Raw genomic sequence first — 12,841 nt, 5'->3', positions numbered from 1 at the left:
TCGGCCGTGTGCGGGGCCCTGGAGTGCCCAGAGGTCGTGGTGGGGGACGCAATCGCGCAGTGGTCGCGGTGTCAGTGGGGTCTGGTAGGAATTTGGTTGTGAGCAGCGATCATGAGCAGCCCGAGGAGCCCGCCGCCGGCGGGCCGGAGCAGCTTGCGCTGATCAGGGAGACCGTTCGCAAGGCGCAGGTCCCCAAGGCCAAGCCGCGGACCTGGCGCGGCGCCGCGCTCGCCAAGGAGCTGCCGGTGGCGCGGGTGCTGGTGAACAAGGGTGTGCTCCACCTCGACCAGTTCTTCGACTACGCGGTGCCGGAGGAACTCGACGCCGAAGCCCTTCCCGGCGTGCGGGTGCGGGTGCGGTTCGGGGCCGGAGGGCATCGGGTGCGGGACGGCCGCCGCGAGGGCGGAGGCATGATCGACGGCTTCATCGTCGAGCGCCGGGCCGACACCGACTACGGAGGGGCGCTCGCGGCCCTCGCCTATGTCGTGTCACCGGAGCCCGTGCTCAGCCCGGGCATGCTGGCCCTCGCGCGGGCGGTCGCCGACCGGTACGCGGGCTCCCTCGCCGATGTGCTCCAGCTCGCGATCCCCCCGAGGAACGGGCGCGCCGAGTCGAAGCCGTCCCCCGAGCCGCTGCCCGTTCCCGAGTCCCCGGGCATCGGCACCTGGGAGCGCTACGCCCGGGGGCCGGCCTTCCTCGCCGCATTGGCGGACGGCGGCGCCCCGCGCGCCGTATGGACCGCGCTGCCCGGCCCGCACTGGCCCGATGAGTTGGCGCGCGCCGTCGCCGCCACACTGGCGTCCGGCCGGGGGGCGCTCGTGGTGGTGCCCGACGGACGCCGGGCCGCACGGCTCGATGCGGCGCTCACGGCGCTGCTCGGCGAAGGCCATCACGCGCTGCTCACCGCCGAGTCCGGGCCCGAGAAGCGCTATCGGCAGTGGCTGGCCGTCCGCCGCGGCTCGGTGCGGGCCGTGGTGGGGACCAGGGCGGCGATGTTCGCTCCTGTCCAGCGTCTCGGTCTGGTCGCCGTGTGGGATGACGGCGACGCCAGCCTGAGCGATGAGCACGCGCCGTTCCCCCATGTCCGGGAGGTGCTGGAGCTGCGAGCCGGCCAGGAGTCGTGCGCCTTCCTGCTGGGCGGCACCAGTTGCACGGTGGAGGCCGCGCAGCTGGTCGAGAGCGGCTGGGCCCTTCCCCTGAGCGCCACCCGGGACCAGGTGCGTCTGGCGGCGCCCCTGGTCCGTACGGTCGGCGATGCGGAGTTGGCGCGCGACGAAGCCGCCCGTTCGGCCCGGCTGCCGAGCCTCGCCTGGCGGGCCGTGCGGGACGGATTGACGATCGGGCCGGTGCTGGTGCAGGTGCCGAGACGGGGCTATGTGCCGGCGTTGGCCTGTGAGCGGTGTCGGGTCACCGCGCGTTGCGCACACTGCGCGGGCCCGCTGGAGGCCCTTGACGACCGGGATGTGTCATGCCGTTGGTGCGGGCGCGACGCCGGGGCCTGGCACTGCCCCGAGTGCGGTGGGACACGACTGCGGGCACGGGTCGTCGGTGCGCGACGGACGGCCGAGGAGCTGGGCCGGGCCTTCCCGGCCGTTCCGGTGCGCACGTCCGGGCGAGATCATGTGTTGGACGCCGTTTCGGGCCGGCCCGCGCTGGTGGTGAGCACACCGGGTGCGGAGCCCGTCGCCGAGGGGGGCTATGCGGCGGCGCTCCTGCTCGACGGCTGGGCGATGCTGTCGAGACCCGACCTCCGCGCCGGTGAGGACGCCCTGCGGCGGTGGATCGATGCGGCTTCCCTGGTGCGGAGTCAGAGCGAGGGAGGCACGGTCGTCGTCATGGGCGAGCCTTCCCTACGACCCGTGCAGGCGCTGGTGCGCTGGGATCCGGTGGGCCATGCCCAGCGGGAGTTGGCGGAGCGCGCGGAGTTGGGATTCCCCCCGGTGTCGCGGATGGCGGCGGTCGCGGGCCGTGCGGAGACGGTCGAGGACTTCCTCACGACCGTCGAGCTGCCGTCCGATGCCGAGGTGCTCGGTCCGGTTTCGTTGCCTTCGCCTCCGCCGGGGAGGCCCCGCAGGCCGGGGGAGCCGCCGATCGGGGAGTCCTGGGTGCGGGCGCTGTTGCGGGTGCCGCCCGGCAGTGGCGCCGCGCTTGCGGCGGCGGTGAAGTCGGCCCAGGCAAGGAGGTTGGCCCGCGGGGGCACGGACCAGGTGCGGATCAGGGTCGATCCCCTGGACATCGGCTAGCGGACAGGGAGCTGGCCAACAGGGGCCGTCCCGCGCAGCACACCGCTGCCCCGCCCCGGGCAGTCGGGACGGGGCAGCGAGTGGACCGGGTCAACCGTTGCGGGGGCCGGGGAAGGCGTTGGGGCGGATTTCCTCCCGGAAGGACTGGCTGCTGACCGTCGGCTGCGGTGGCATCGTGCGCGCGGCGGGTACGGCGGGCAGGGCAGGACTCGGCAGCGTACGCGTGGCGGTCGGTTCCACCGGCAGCTCATCGCTCACGCCGGGCTGCTGTGCGGCTCGGCGGGCGCCGTAGCGTCGGTGGACCGCCTGCTTGGTCACTCCGAGTGCCGATCCGACCGCGTCCCAAGAGAATCCCAGTGAACGGTCGAAGTCCACGGCGGCCGTCACCAGCGTCTCGACGCTGTCGCGCAGTTCCTGCGCCAGTCGGACCGTCGGTGCGGGGGCTCTGCCGTAGACGACGAAGCCGGTGGAGGGACCCGAGCGCCGCGGGCGGTAGACGTTGCCCAGCTGCGCGGTCAGCGTGCGCAGTGCGTCCACCTGCCTGCGGACCCGCTCGATGTCCCGTACCAAGAGGTGCAAACTCGCCCGGGCCTGGGCGTCGTGGGTTGCGTGGTCGGCCATTGGGAAGCCTCTCGAACCGGCGTTGAAAGGGGCCGGGCCGCGTCCCGGCGGCCCGCTTCGGTCAATCTCTCTTGACCAACGCTCCACCCGCCGATGTGGTCACGCTGCGGGGGCGTATCCGCATACGCCGAGGGCGCACGAGCTCCCGTACGCCCCCTGTCGGCATCCCCCATAGACTGGTGCGCCGCTCGTGATCAGCTCACCGTAGGCATCAGCTTGAGAGGCAGTCAGCACCGATGAAGCTCGTCTTCGCAGGTACCCCAGAGGTAGCCGTGCCCGCCCTGGACGCCCTGATCGCCTCCGACCGGCATGAGGTGGCGGCGGTCATCACCCGGCCGGACGCCCCGGCCGGACGCGGTCGGCACCTGGTGGCCAGCCCTGTTGCCCAGCGGGCGGAGGAAGCCGGCATCGAGGTGCTCAAGCCCGTTAAACCGCGCGACGAGGACTTTCTGGCCCGGCTGCGGGAGATCGCACCGGACTGCTGCCCGGTGGTGGCCTACGGCGCCCTGCTGCCCCGGGTCGCCCTCGACGTGCCAGCGCGGGGCTGGGTCAATCTCCACTTCTCGCTGTTGCCCGCCTGGCGCGGCGCCGCACCCGTCCAGCACGCGGTGCTCGCGGGGGACCAGATGACGGGCGCCGCCACCTTCCAGATCGAGGAGGGCCTGGATTCCGGGCCCGTCTACGGGGTGATCACCGAGGCGATCAGGCCCACCGACACCAGCGGTGATCTGCTCACCCGTCTCGCGTTCGCGGGGGCCGGTCTGCTGGCGGCGACCATGGACGGCATCGAGGACGGCACCCTGCACGCCGTGCCGCAGCCCGCCGAAGGGGTGTCCCTCGCGCCGAAGCTCGGTGTGGAGGACGCCCGGGTGGACTGGAGTGCTCCGGCCCTGCGCGTCGACCGGGTCGTACGCGGTTGTACGCCCGCCCCGGGTGCCTGGACCGAGTTCCGCGGCGAGCGGCTGAAGCTGATCTCCGTGGGGCTCCTCGTCGACCGTACCGATCTGAGCCCCGGTGAACTGTCCGTCGGCAAGAACCATGTGCACGTCGGCACCGGCTCGCACGCCGTGGAGTTGGGGTGGGTCCAGCCACAGGGCAAGAAGCCGATGCGGGCAGCGGACTGGGCGCGCGGGGTGCGGATCGCGGCGGGGGAGCGTGTGGGCGTGGCCGAGGCGGACAGCGCGAAGCCCTGACCTATCCCCGATCGAGCGGTCGCGGCACGGGAGCGCCGGGCGGACGCAGCGGTGGGCCCGTGGCTGCGCGGGGCATGGGGTTCGCCCCGCCGTGCCCTGTTCGAACCAAGGACTACGCTTGAGGGCTGAGACCCATTTCGACAGCGGAGCACCTTTGAACCAGCAGGCACGCCCCAAGGGGCCCGGCCGCCCCCACAAGCCCTACCGCCGTCCCCAGCGGGATCCCGTGCGGATCCTCGCCTTCGAGGCCCTGCGTGCCGTGGACGAGCGCGACGCCTACGCCAACCTCGTTCTCCCACCCCTGTTGCGCAAGGCCCGCGAAAAGGGGGACTTCGACACCCGGGACGCGGCGCTCGCCACGGAGCTGGTCTACGGCACGCTGCGCCGCCAGGGCACGTACGACGCCGTCATCGCGGCGTGCATCGACCGCCCGCTGCGCGAGGTGGACCCACCCGTGCTCGACGTCCTGTCCCTGGGCGCACACCAACTGCTCGGAACCCGCATCCCCACCCACGCCGCCGTCTCCGCCAGCGTGGAGCTGGCCAGGGTGGTGCTGGGTGACGGCCGGGCCAAGTTCGTGAACGCGGTGCTGCGCAAGATCTCCCGGTCCGATCTGGACACCTGGTTGGAACAGGTCGCTCCGCCCTATGACGACGATGCCGAGGAGCACCTCGCCGTGGTGCACTCGCATCCGCGGTGGGTCGTGTCCGCCCTTTGGGATGCGCTGGGCGGCGGTCGCGCGGGGATCGAGGACCTGTTGGAGGCCGACAACGAGCGGCCCGAGGTCACCCTCGTGGCCCGGCCCGGTCGTGCCACCTCCGATGAACTGCTGAACGTGCTGGGCGAGGAATCGGGCCTGCCGGGCCGTTGGTCGCCCTTTGCGGTACGCATGGCCGAGGGCGGTGAGCCGGGCATCATCGACGCGGTGCGCGAAGGGCGGGCCGGTGTCCAGGACGAGGGCAGCCAACTCGTCGCCATCGCCCTGGCCAACGCGCCGTTGGAGGGCTCGGACTCCCGCTGGCTGGACGGCTGCGCCGGCCCCGGAGGCAAGGCCGCCCTGCTGGCGGCGCTGGCCGCCCAGCGCGGTGCATCGCTGCTCGCGTCCGAGAAGCAGCCCCACCGGGCCTGCCTGGTCGCGCAGGCGCTGGCGGGGAACCCGGGCCCGTACCAGGTCATTGCCGCGGATGGGACCCGTCCGCCCTGGTCGCCCGGCACCTTCGACCGGGTGCTCGTGGATGTTCCGTGCTCCGGTCTCGGAGCGCTGCGCCGTCGACCCGAAGCGCGCTGGCGACGGCGGCCCGAGGACCTGGACGGCTTTGCTCCGCTCCAGCGCTCGCTGCTGCGGGAGGCGCTGAGCGCGGTCCGTGTCGGGGGGATCGTCGGGTACGCCACGTGTTCTCCGCACCTCGCCGAGACCCGAGTCGTCGTCGCCGATGTACTGCGGGGCCGTGGGGGTGCGCCGGTCGAGGCGGAGTGGGTGGACGCCCGGCCGCTGATGCCCGGCGTACCGGCACTCGGGGAAGGGCCCGACGTACAGCTCTGGCCGCATCTCCACGGTACCGACGCCATGTATCTGGCCCTGCTCAGACGCACTGCCTAACCAGACCAGACCAGACCGGGCCGGGGGCGTCCGTCGCACCTCGACGCGGTGGCGCCAGAGGTGCTGTACTCGGCGGCGAGTGCGCCCGGGCCGTGACCCCCGGGTGAGGGTGCTGATTCGGCGTCGGGCCGGTGGAAGTGTTCCCCGGCTGACGACCACGGTTGCGGGGCTTGGTCCGCAACCGTGGGTCCGAGGGCGAACGGAACGCGTGCGACCACCCCCGGGTCATTGCGTGATGGGTGGGCACATCGCCGCGGTACGCCCGCGCCGCCCGGGGGAAAAGTGGTGGAATGCGCGTACTGCACTAATTTTGGACTGCATTGGTCTGTACCGGAACTCCCGCGAGGGCGGGCAAGCGCCTTCGAGCATGGCAGGCTTGGGCCATGGCCGCACAGATCAATCCGAGCATTCTCTCCGCAGACTTCGCCCGCCTTGCGGATGAGGCCAAGGCCGTCGAAGGCGCCGACTGGCTCCACGTCGACGTCATGGACAACCACTTCGTGCCCAATCTGACGCTGGGCGTCCCGATCGTGGAATCCCTCAGCCGGGCGACGGACACCCCGCTGGACTGCCATCTGATGATCGCCGACCCCGATCGCTGGGCACCGCAGTACGTCGAAGCGGGGGCCGGTTCCGTCACCTTCCATGTGGAGGCGGCGGCTGCTCCGGTGCGGCTGGCCCGTGAGATCCGGGCCAAGGGCGCACGGGCTTCGATGGCGCTCAAGCCGGCCACCCCCATCGAGCCCTACGAGGACCTCCTGCCGGAGCTCGACATGCTGTTGATCATGACGGTGGAGCCCGGTTTCGGCGGACAGGCGTTCCTCGACATCATGCTGCCGAAGATCCGTCGCACCCGGGAGCTGATCGGCAAACACGGCCTTGAGCTGTGGCTCCAGGTGGACGGCGGGGTGTCGGACGCCACGATTGAGCAGTGCGCCGAGGCGGGTGCCGATGTGTTCGTCGCCGGGTCGGCGGTCTACGGTGCGGATGACCCCGCCGAAGCGGTGCGCGCGCTGCGCGCCAAGGCCGAAGGCGCCATCGCCACCGCAGGCTGGGCCTGCCACCACTGAGCCGGTGCGCGCGCCGGAATGAAGCCGGAAGGAAATCGGACCGGTCGCGCAACCGAAACCGTGCAGTTACGGCCATTGAGCCAGAAGCAAATGAACTCAGCCCATCAGGGCTGATCAACAACCGTCGGATCTGACAGGATTACAGGTCCGAAGTGTGAACAGCAGTGAGGAGATCGCGGTGTCTGCTAGGTCGGCGGGACGGTCTGCCCTGCGGATGGGACCCGCGGAGCTGGTACAGGCGGCGGCCATGGCCCGCCGCTTCTACCTGGAGGGCAAGTCCAAGATCCAGATCGCCGAGGAGTTCGGCGTCAGCCGCTTCAAGGTGGCACGTGTACTGGAGACCGCGTTGGAGCGCGATCTCGTACGCATCGAGATCCGCGTTCCGGCAGAGCTGGACGCCGAGCGCTCGGACGCGCTCCGCGCCCACTTCGGATTGCGGCACGCGGTCGTCGTCGAGTCACCCGCCGAGGCCGAAGAGTCGCCGGACCCCGAGAACCTCGGCGAAGTGGCCGCGGACCTGCTGGGCGAACTGGTGGCCGAGGGCGATGTGCTGGGCCTGGCCTGGGGCCGGTCCACCATCCACATGGCCGCCGCCCTCCACCGACTGCCCCCCTGTACGGTCGTCCAGCTCACGGGTGTCTACGACGCGGGAACGGCCGAGCGCGGTTCGGTGGAGGCCGTCAGACGCGCGGCACAGGTATCGGGCGGCGACGCCCATCCGATCTACGCGCCCATGCTGCTCCCCGACGCGGCCACGGCCGCGGCGCTGCGCAACCAGACGGGGATCGCCCGCGCCTTCGAGTACTTCGACAAGGTGACCGTGGCCGCCGTCTCCATCGGTTCCTGGGAGCGGGGCATCTCCACCGTCCACGACATGCTCAGCGACGAGGAGCGCGCCCGGTATGCCTCGTACGGTGTGGCCGCCGAGATGTCGGCACACCTCTTCGACCGCGACGGTCGCAGGGTGGGGCGCGATCTGGGGGAGCGGTGCATCACGGTGGAGGCGGACCGGCTGCGCCGGATCCCCGAGGTCGTGGCGATCGCCGGTGGCGCGCGCAAGGCCGATGCGATCGCCGCCGTCCTCCGCTCGGGCCTGGTCACCAGCCTGGTGACCGACACCGCTGCGGCGGATCATCTGCTGGCGAGCCAGGCCGGTCCCCGCCCCGCCCTGGACCGCGTCGACCCCGACAACTGACCGCGCCGGGCGCTTCCGGCCCCGATCGGGCCGGAAGTCCGCCCGCCGCGGTGCAAGCTTCCGCGTTGCACGGACGGTCACGTCCCGACTTCGCCCGATGCTCGCCGTACCACCCGTAGGGCCCGCCCCTTTGGAGGATGCGCTTGCGGCGACCCCCATGAGCTGGAGCTTTCTCCCAGAGCGGGAAATCCACCGCCCGTGGGACAATGAAGTACGTGCGTTTCCCCGGCTGATGTGCCCGGGGGTCAACTCCAATCGACTGGGATGTCCAGCACGTGCGTTTCCTCAATGATCTCAAGCCTCCGTACGACCTGACCTACGACGACGTCTTCATGGTGCCGAGTCGATCGGCCGTCGGTTCCCGTCAGGCGGTGGACCTCTCGTCCCCCGACGGCACCGGTACGACCATCCCCCTGGTGGTCGCCAACATGACCGCGATCGCCGGCCGCCGGATGGCGGAGACCCTGGCCCGCCGCGGTGGGCTCGTCGTCATCCCGCAGGACATTCCGATCGAGGTCGTCACCGACGTCATCTCCTGGGTCAAGACCCGGCACCACGTCCTCGACACCCCGATCGTGCTCGCGCCCCACCAGACCGTCGCGGACGCGCTGGCCCTGCTGCCCAAGCGGGCCCACGACGCCGGAGTGGTCGTCGACGAGAACCAGCGTCCGATCGGTGTGGTCACCGATGCGGACCTCACCGGAGTCGACCGCTTCACCCAGCTCAGCGAGGTCATGTCCAAGGACCTTCTACTCCTGGACGCGAACATCGACCCGCGCGACGCCTTCAACAAACTGGACCACGCCAACCGCCGCTACGCCCCCGCCGTGGATGCGGACGGTCGCCTCGCCGGCATCCTCACCCGCAAGGGCGCGCTCCGCGCCACCCTCTACACCCCGGCCGTCGACGCCCAGGGCAGGTTGCGCATCGCCGCCGCCGTCGGCATCAACGGCGATGTGGCGGGCAAGGCCAAGCAACTGCTCGACGCGGGTGTGGACACCCTGGTCGTCGACACCGCGCACGGCCATCAGGAATCCATGATCGCCGCGATCAAGGCGGTCCGCGGACTCGACCCACAGGTTCCCATCGTCGCGGGGAACATCGTCGCGGCCGAGGGGGTCCGCGATCTGATCGAGGCGGGCGCCGACATCATCAAGGTCGGTGTGGGCCCCGGCGCCATGTGCACCACGCGCATGATGACCGGAGTGGGCCGGCCGCAGTTCTCGGCCGTCCTGGAGTGCGCGGCCGAGGCGAAGAAGTACGGCAAGCACGTATGGGCCGACGGCGGGATCCGGCATCCCCGTGACGTGGCCATGGCACTGGCCGCAGGAGCCTCCAATGTGATGGTGGGTTCCTGGTTCGCCGGCACCTACGAGTCCCCGGGAGACCTCCAGCAGTCCGCCGACGGGCGGTACTACAAGGAGTCCTTCGGTATGGCGTCCGCCCGCGCCGTGCGCAACCGCACGAGCGAGGAGTCCTCGTACGACCGGGCCCGCAAGGCGCTCTTCGAGGAGGGCATCTCCACCTCGCGGATGTTCCTGGACCCGACCCGTCCGGGGGTGGAGGACCTCGTCGACTCGATCATCGCCGGCGTCCGCTCCTCGTGCACCTACGCGGGTGCGGGCTCGTTGGAGGAGTTCGCCCAGAAGGCCATCGTCGGTGTTCAGAGCGCCGCGGGATACGCGGAGGGCAAGCCGCTCCACGCCAGCTGGACCTGACCTCGCAGTAAGCACTTCGATATGACTGTGGCCCCGGGCTTCCCGGGGCCACAGTCATGACCGCGCGGACCTCTTCGAACTTCCTTGAACTTTCTTGGCATGGGGTGATTAGACCGGGGTATACGCGCCCTGCACTGACCACGGAGCAGGGGAGGACTAAGTGTCCATGGCGAGCACGGTCGCGACCGAACTCACACAGCCCGGCACATGGTGCCCGAGCACTGAGCTGAGCCTTCCGGAGGTGACCAACCCCGGGGAGGTCGCCCCGAAGGACGCGCGTGAGATCTCCAGGATCTTCTTCGTGCGCCTCGCCTCGCTCGAAGAGGGCACTCGGGACCACCAGTACGTCCGCAACACGCTGATCGAGCTGAACCTCGCGCTCGTCAAGTACTCGGCCGGTCGCTTCCGCAACCGGGCCGAGCAGATGGAAGACATCATCCAGGTCGGCACCATCGGTCTGATCAAGGCGATCGACCGTTTCGAGCTGAGCCGTGAGGTGGAGTTCGCCACCTTCGCGGTCCCCTACATCGTGGGGGAGATCAAGCGGTTCTTCCGCGACACGAGCTGGGCGGTCCACGTACCGCGCAGGCTCCAGGAGCTCCGCATCGACCTGGCGAAGGCCACCGACGACCTGTCGCAGCGTCTGGACCGCTCCCCGACCATGGCGGAGCTCGCCGAGTACCTCGGGATCGACGAGCAGGAAGTCATCGAGGGAGTCGTCGCGAGCAACGGCTACACCGCCGGCTCCATCGACATCCCCATGGACGACTCGTCGGACAGTGCGGCGACGCCCCTGTCCGATCGGCTCGGCGCCCCGGACGCTGATCTGGAGATCGCCGAGAACGTCCAGGCGCTCAAGCCCCTCATCGAGGAGTTGGACGAGCGGGACCGCCGGATCCTCCAGATGCGCTTCGGTGACGAGATGACCCAGTCGGAGATCGGCGCCGAGCTCGGCGTCTCCCAGATGCATGTGTCCCGGTTGCTGAACCGGATCACCACGAAGCTCCGTGAGGGGCTGCTCGTGGTCGAGTGACGCTCGCCTGCCGAGGCCCGCTTCGGGCCTCGGCGGGATCGAGAACGAATCACCTAGTGGTCACGTGCCTGGATGCCCTGCGGATGCAAGGACCGCAGGGCATCGGCGACTGCCGACGCCAGAGCCGCATGTCCCTCGTCATCGGGATGCACTCCATCGGTCAACTGCTGCGGGCCCAGCACCTCGCGCCCGGGAAGCAGAGCGAGATGACGATCTCCCTGCTCGGCACCCGGGAGACCTTCGAGGCTCCGGGGTCCGGCCGCACCCCCGTCACCCCCCGCCCGTCCCGATGTGCCGTCGATCCGATCCCGTACCGCCTGCTCCAGGGCCGTGCGCAGTTGGGCGAACGTGGCACCGAGTCGATTCCGGGCATTCTCAGCGGCAGGTCGAAGCACGGGGGAGACCACGAGCAGGGGTGTGCGCGGATGCCCCTGTCGTACGACGGCGAGGAACGTCCGCACGGTCTCGTACAGCTGCGCCGGTGAGTACGGCACTTCCGACCAGCAGTTGGTGCCGAAGGCGAGGGTGACGGCATCCGCGGACAGTGTCGACAACTGCTCCGCGATCGCGGGTTCGCCGTGCGCCGAGCCCGCGTATCCCAGATTGACCGTGTCCAGCCCCAGCAGCCGACCCGCTCGTGCGGGCCACGAGTGGGCCGGGCGGGTGGACCACCAACCCTCGGTGATCGAGTCCCCGTGGACCAGCCAGCGCGGCTGCTCCGGCGGGGGAGCGAGGGAACCACCGATGGCACGCACGCCCAGTACCAGCGGGGAGCGGGTCTCGGGCGGATGCACGATCCACCGGTCCGACCCCTTCGACAGGTCCTTCGGCAGCGGCAGCGTGACAATCCCTTCCTCCGTGGGGTCCACGAGCGTCTCGCTCACCGGCCCGGTCCGCTGCCAGAGGGCGAAGCAGTCGGGCAGCCGAGTGGTCGAACCTTCGGCGTCGGGCGAACTGCGGTAGTGGATCTCGACCGCACGGGCGCCGTCGGTGGCGAACTCCAGTCGCACCCCGATCGGCAGCTCTGCCCGCACAGCCGTGTGCCAGGGCAGCCGGCCCAGATCGGCGGGGTCGGCGCGCACCGGGCGCCCCTGGTCGAGCCAGGCCACCCCACGGAGGAAGGGCTGGGGATCGAGCCAGGTCATGGGGCGCCTCCCAGGGGCGAGCGGGGTGGTGGCGGGCGAACGGCGGTCAGTTTCGATCATGAGCCACACCGGCCTGCGGTGGGTGGCTTTCCCCACCGCCTACCCCCGCCACCGGGCAGGACGCCGGGCAGAGCGGTCTCCAGACGCGGTTGCCCTGCGGGGCCGTTGTCGGGGAGGGGGTTGATGATCGTTGGACACCGGGACCGGGATGTCCGAGCGGGCCCGGTGGCGTGTTCTACTGCGATGACGGCAACCGCCGCCCGGCCGGCCCAGTAGAGAAGTGATCCGCCCGCAGTGCGACTCAACGACCTCGACGAACGCATCGTCCACGCTCTCGCGGAGGACGCCCGTCGCTCCTATGCCGACATCGGTTCGATGGTGGGGTTGTCCGCCCCCGCGGTGAAGCGACGCGTGGACCGGCTGCGTGCGGTCGGGGCGATCACCGGCTTCACCGTACGGGTCGACCCAGCGGCGCTCGGCTGGGAGACCGAGGGGTACATCGAGCTCTACTGCCGCAGCAACACCTCGCCCGAGGCCATCGAACGGGGTCTCAAGCGCTACCCCGAGGTGGCGTCGGCATCGACGGTGACCGGGGAGGCGGATGCGATCGTCCAGGTCTTCGCCTCCGACATGCGGCACTTCGAACGGGTTCTGGAGCGGATCGCGGGCGAGCCCTTCGTGGAGCGCACCAAGTCGGTGCTGGTGCTCTCACCGCTCCTGCGGCGATTCTCCTCGGGCACTCCCGGCTGAGCGGACCCGTTCGGAGACGAGAGCCCGAGCCCGGAGACAGGCGAGACCAGAGACCACGGCGGAGCGCCCTGACCGCTGAACCCGACTCTGAACCCGACCGCTGAACCCGGCTCTGAAGCCGATCGCTGACCGATCACCGCTGAGGCGGTAGCGCCTGCCCCGGACTATCCGCTGATCAGCGATGCCCCTCTGAACGCCCCGGGCATCCAGGCGCGCAACGAATCGCCGGATCCCGCCCGCAATGCGCAATGGATCGCCCATCAGCGCGCAACG

The 12,841-nt window shown here is 70.7% G+C and carries 10 protein-coding genes; 8 read left to right on the top strand and 2 right to left on the bottom strand.

Annotated features, from left to right (window positions below; all coding sequences use genetic code 11):
- Nucleotides 1-98 precede the first annotated feature (98 nt).
- Entirely contained in the window at nucleotides 99-2,243 is a 2,145-nt protein-coding gene (locus OID54_RS07665; RefSeq protein ID WP_329015834.1) for a primosomal protein N', read from the top strand.
- Between the two features lie 90 nt (nucleotides 2,244-2,333).
- On the opposite strand, the gene OID54_RS07660 is transcribed toward OID54_RS07665, so the two are convergent.
- Complete coding sequence (locus tag OID54_RS07660) at nucleotides 2,334-2,864, bottom strand: hypothetical protein (RefSeq protein ID WP_329015831.1); 531 nt, start codon at nucleotides 2,862-2,864, stop codon at nucleotides 2,334-2,336.
- Nucleotides 2,865-3,100: 236 nt separating this feature from the next.
- On the opposite strand from OID54_RS07660, the gene fmt reads away from it, so the two are divergent.
- From fmt to OID54_RS07630, 6 genes are all read left to right on the top strand, one after another.
- A complete protein-coding gene (fmt, locus tag OID54_RS07655) occupies nucleotides 3,101-4,057 on the top strand; it encodes a methionyl-tRNA formyltransferase (protein WP_329015828.1) in 957 nt (318 codons plus the stop codon).
- Nucleotides 4,058-4,211: 154 nt separating this feature from the next.
- Nucleotides 4,212-5,657 carry an RsmB/NOP family class I SAM-dependent RNA methyltransferase gene (locus OID54_RS07650; protein WP_329027321.1) on the top strand — a complete coding sequence of 482 codons (1,446 nt, stop codon included), beginning with the start codon at nucleotides 4,212-4,214 and terminating at the stop codon, nucleotides 5,655-5,657.
- Nucleotides 5,658-6,040: 383 nt separating this feature from the next.
- Entirely contained in the window at nucleotides 6,041-6,727 is a 687-nt protein-coding gene (gene rpe, locus OID54_RS07645; RefSeq protein WP_329015825.1) for a ribulose-phosphate 3-epimerase, read from the top strand.
- Between the two features lie 154 nt (nucleotides 6,728-6,881).
- Nucleotides 6,882-7,922 carry a sugar-binding transcriptional regulator gene (locus OID54_RS07640; RefSeq protein ID WP_329015822.1) on the top strand — a complete coding sequence of 347 codons (1,041 nt, stop codon included), beginning with the start codon at nucleotides 6,882-6,884 and terminating at the stop codon, nucleotides 7,920-7,922.
- A gap of 275 nt (nucleotides 7,923-8,197) precedes the next feature.
- Nucleotides 8,198-9,640: a GuaB1 family IMP dehydrogenase-related protein gene (locus tag OID54_RS07635; protein ID WP_329015820.1), complete on the top strand. Its 1,443-nt coding sequence runs from the start codon at nucleotides 8,198-8,200 to the stop codon at nucleotides 9,638-9,640.
- Nucleotides 9,641-9,800: 160 nt separating this feature from the next.
- Complete coding sequence (locus tag OID54_RS07630; protein ID WP_384695552.1) at nucleotides 9,801-10,673, top strand: RNA polymerase sigma factor SigF; 873 nt, start codon at nucleotides 9,801-9,803, stop codon at nucleotides 10,671-10,673.
- Nucleotides 10,674-10,726: 53 nt separating this feature from the next.
- Here OID54_RS07630 and OID54_RS07625 read toward each other — a convergent pair whose 3' ends face one another.
- Complete coding sequence (locus OID54_RS07625) at nucleotides 10,727-11,818, bottom strand: GDSL-type esterase/lipase family protein (protein ID WP_329015815.1); 1,092 nt, start codon at nucleotides 11,816-11,818, stop codon at nucleotides 10,727-10,729.
- Between the two features lie 294 nt (nucleotides 11,819-12,112).
- Between OID54_RS07625 and OID54_RS07620 the strand changes: the two genes are divergently transcribed.
- Nucleotides 12,113-12,568 (top strand): Lrp/AsnC family transcriptional regulator, encoded by a 456-nt coding sequence (locus OID54_RS07620; protein WP_329015812.1) that lies wholly within the window; start codon nucleotides 12,113-12,115, stop codon nucleotides 12,566-12,568.
- The last annotated feature ends 273 nt before the right edge of the window (nucleotides 12,569-12,841 follow it).

This window comes from Streptomyces sp. NBC_00690 (genome assembly GCF_036226685.1).
Classification (GTDB): Bacteria; Actinomycetota; Actinomycetes; order Streptomycetales; family Streptomycetaceae; genus Streptomyces.
The sequence above is the reverse complement of the archived record's forward strand: the minus strand, read 5'-3'. Positions and strand labels throughout refer to the sequence as shown.

Coding starts and splice junctions, on each gene's coding strand:
- OID54_RS07660 (WP_329015831.1), bottom strand. CDS start 2,864: ATGGCCGACCACGCAACCCACGACGCCCAGGCCCGGGCGAGTTTGCAC.
- fmt (WP_329015828.1), top strand. CDS start 3,101: ATGAAGCTCGTCTTCGCAGGTACCCCAGAGGTAGCCGTGCCCGCCCTG.
- rpe (WP_329015825.1), top strand. CDS start 6,041: ATGGCCGCACAGATCAATCCGAGCATTCTCTCCGCAGACTTCGCCCGC.
- OID54_RS07625 (WP_329015815.1), bottom strand. CDS start 11,818: ATGACCTGGCTCGATCCCCAGCCCTTCCTCCGTGGGGTGGCCTGGCTC.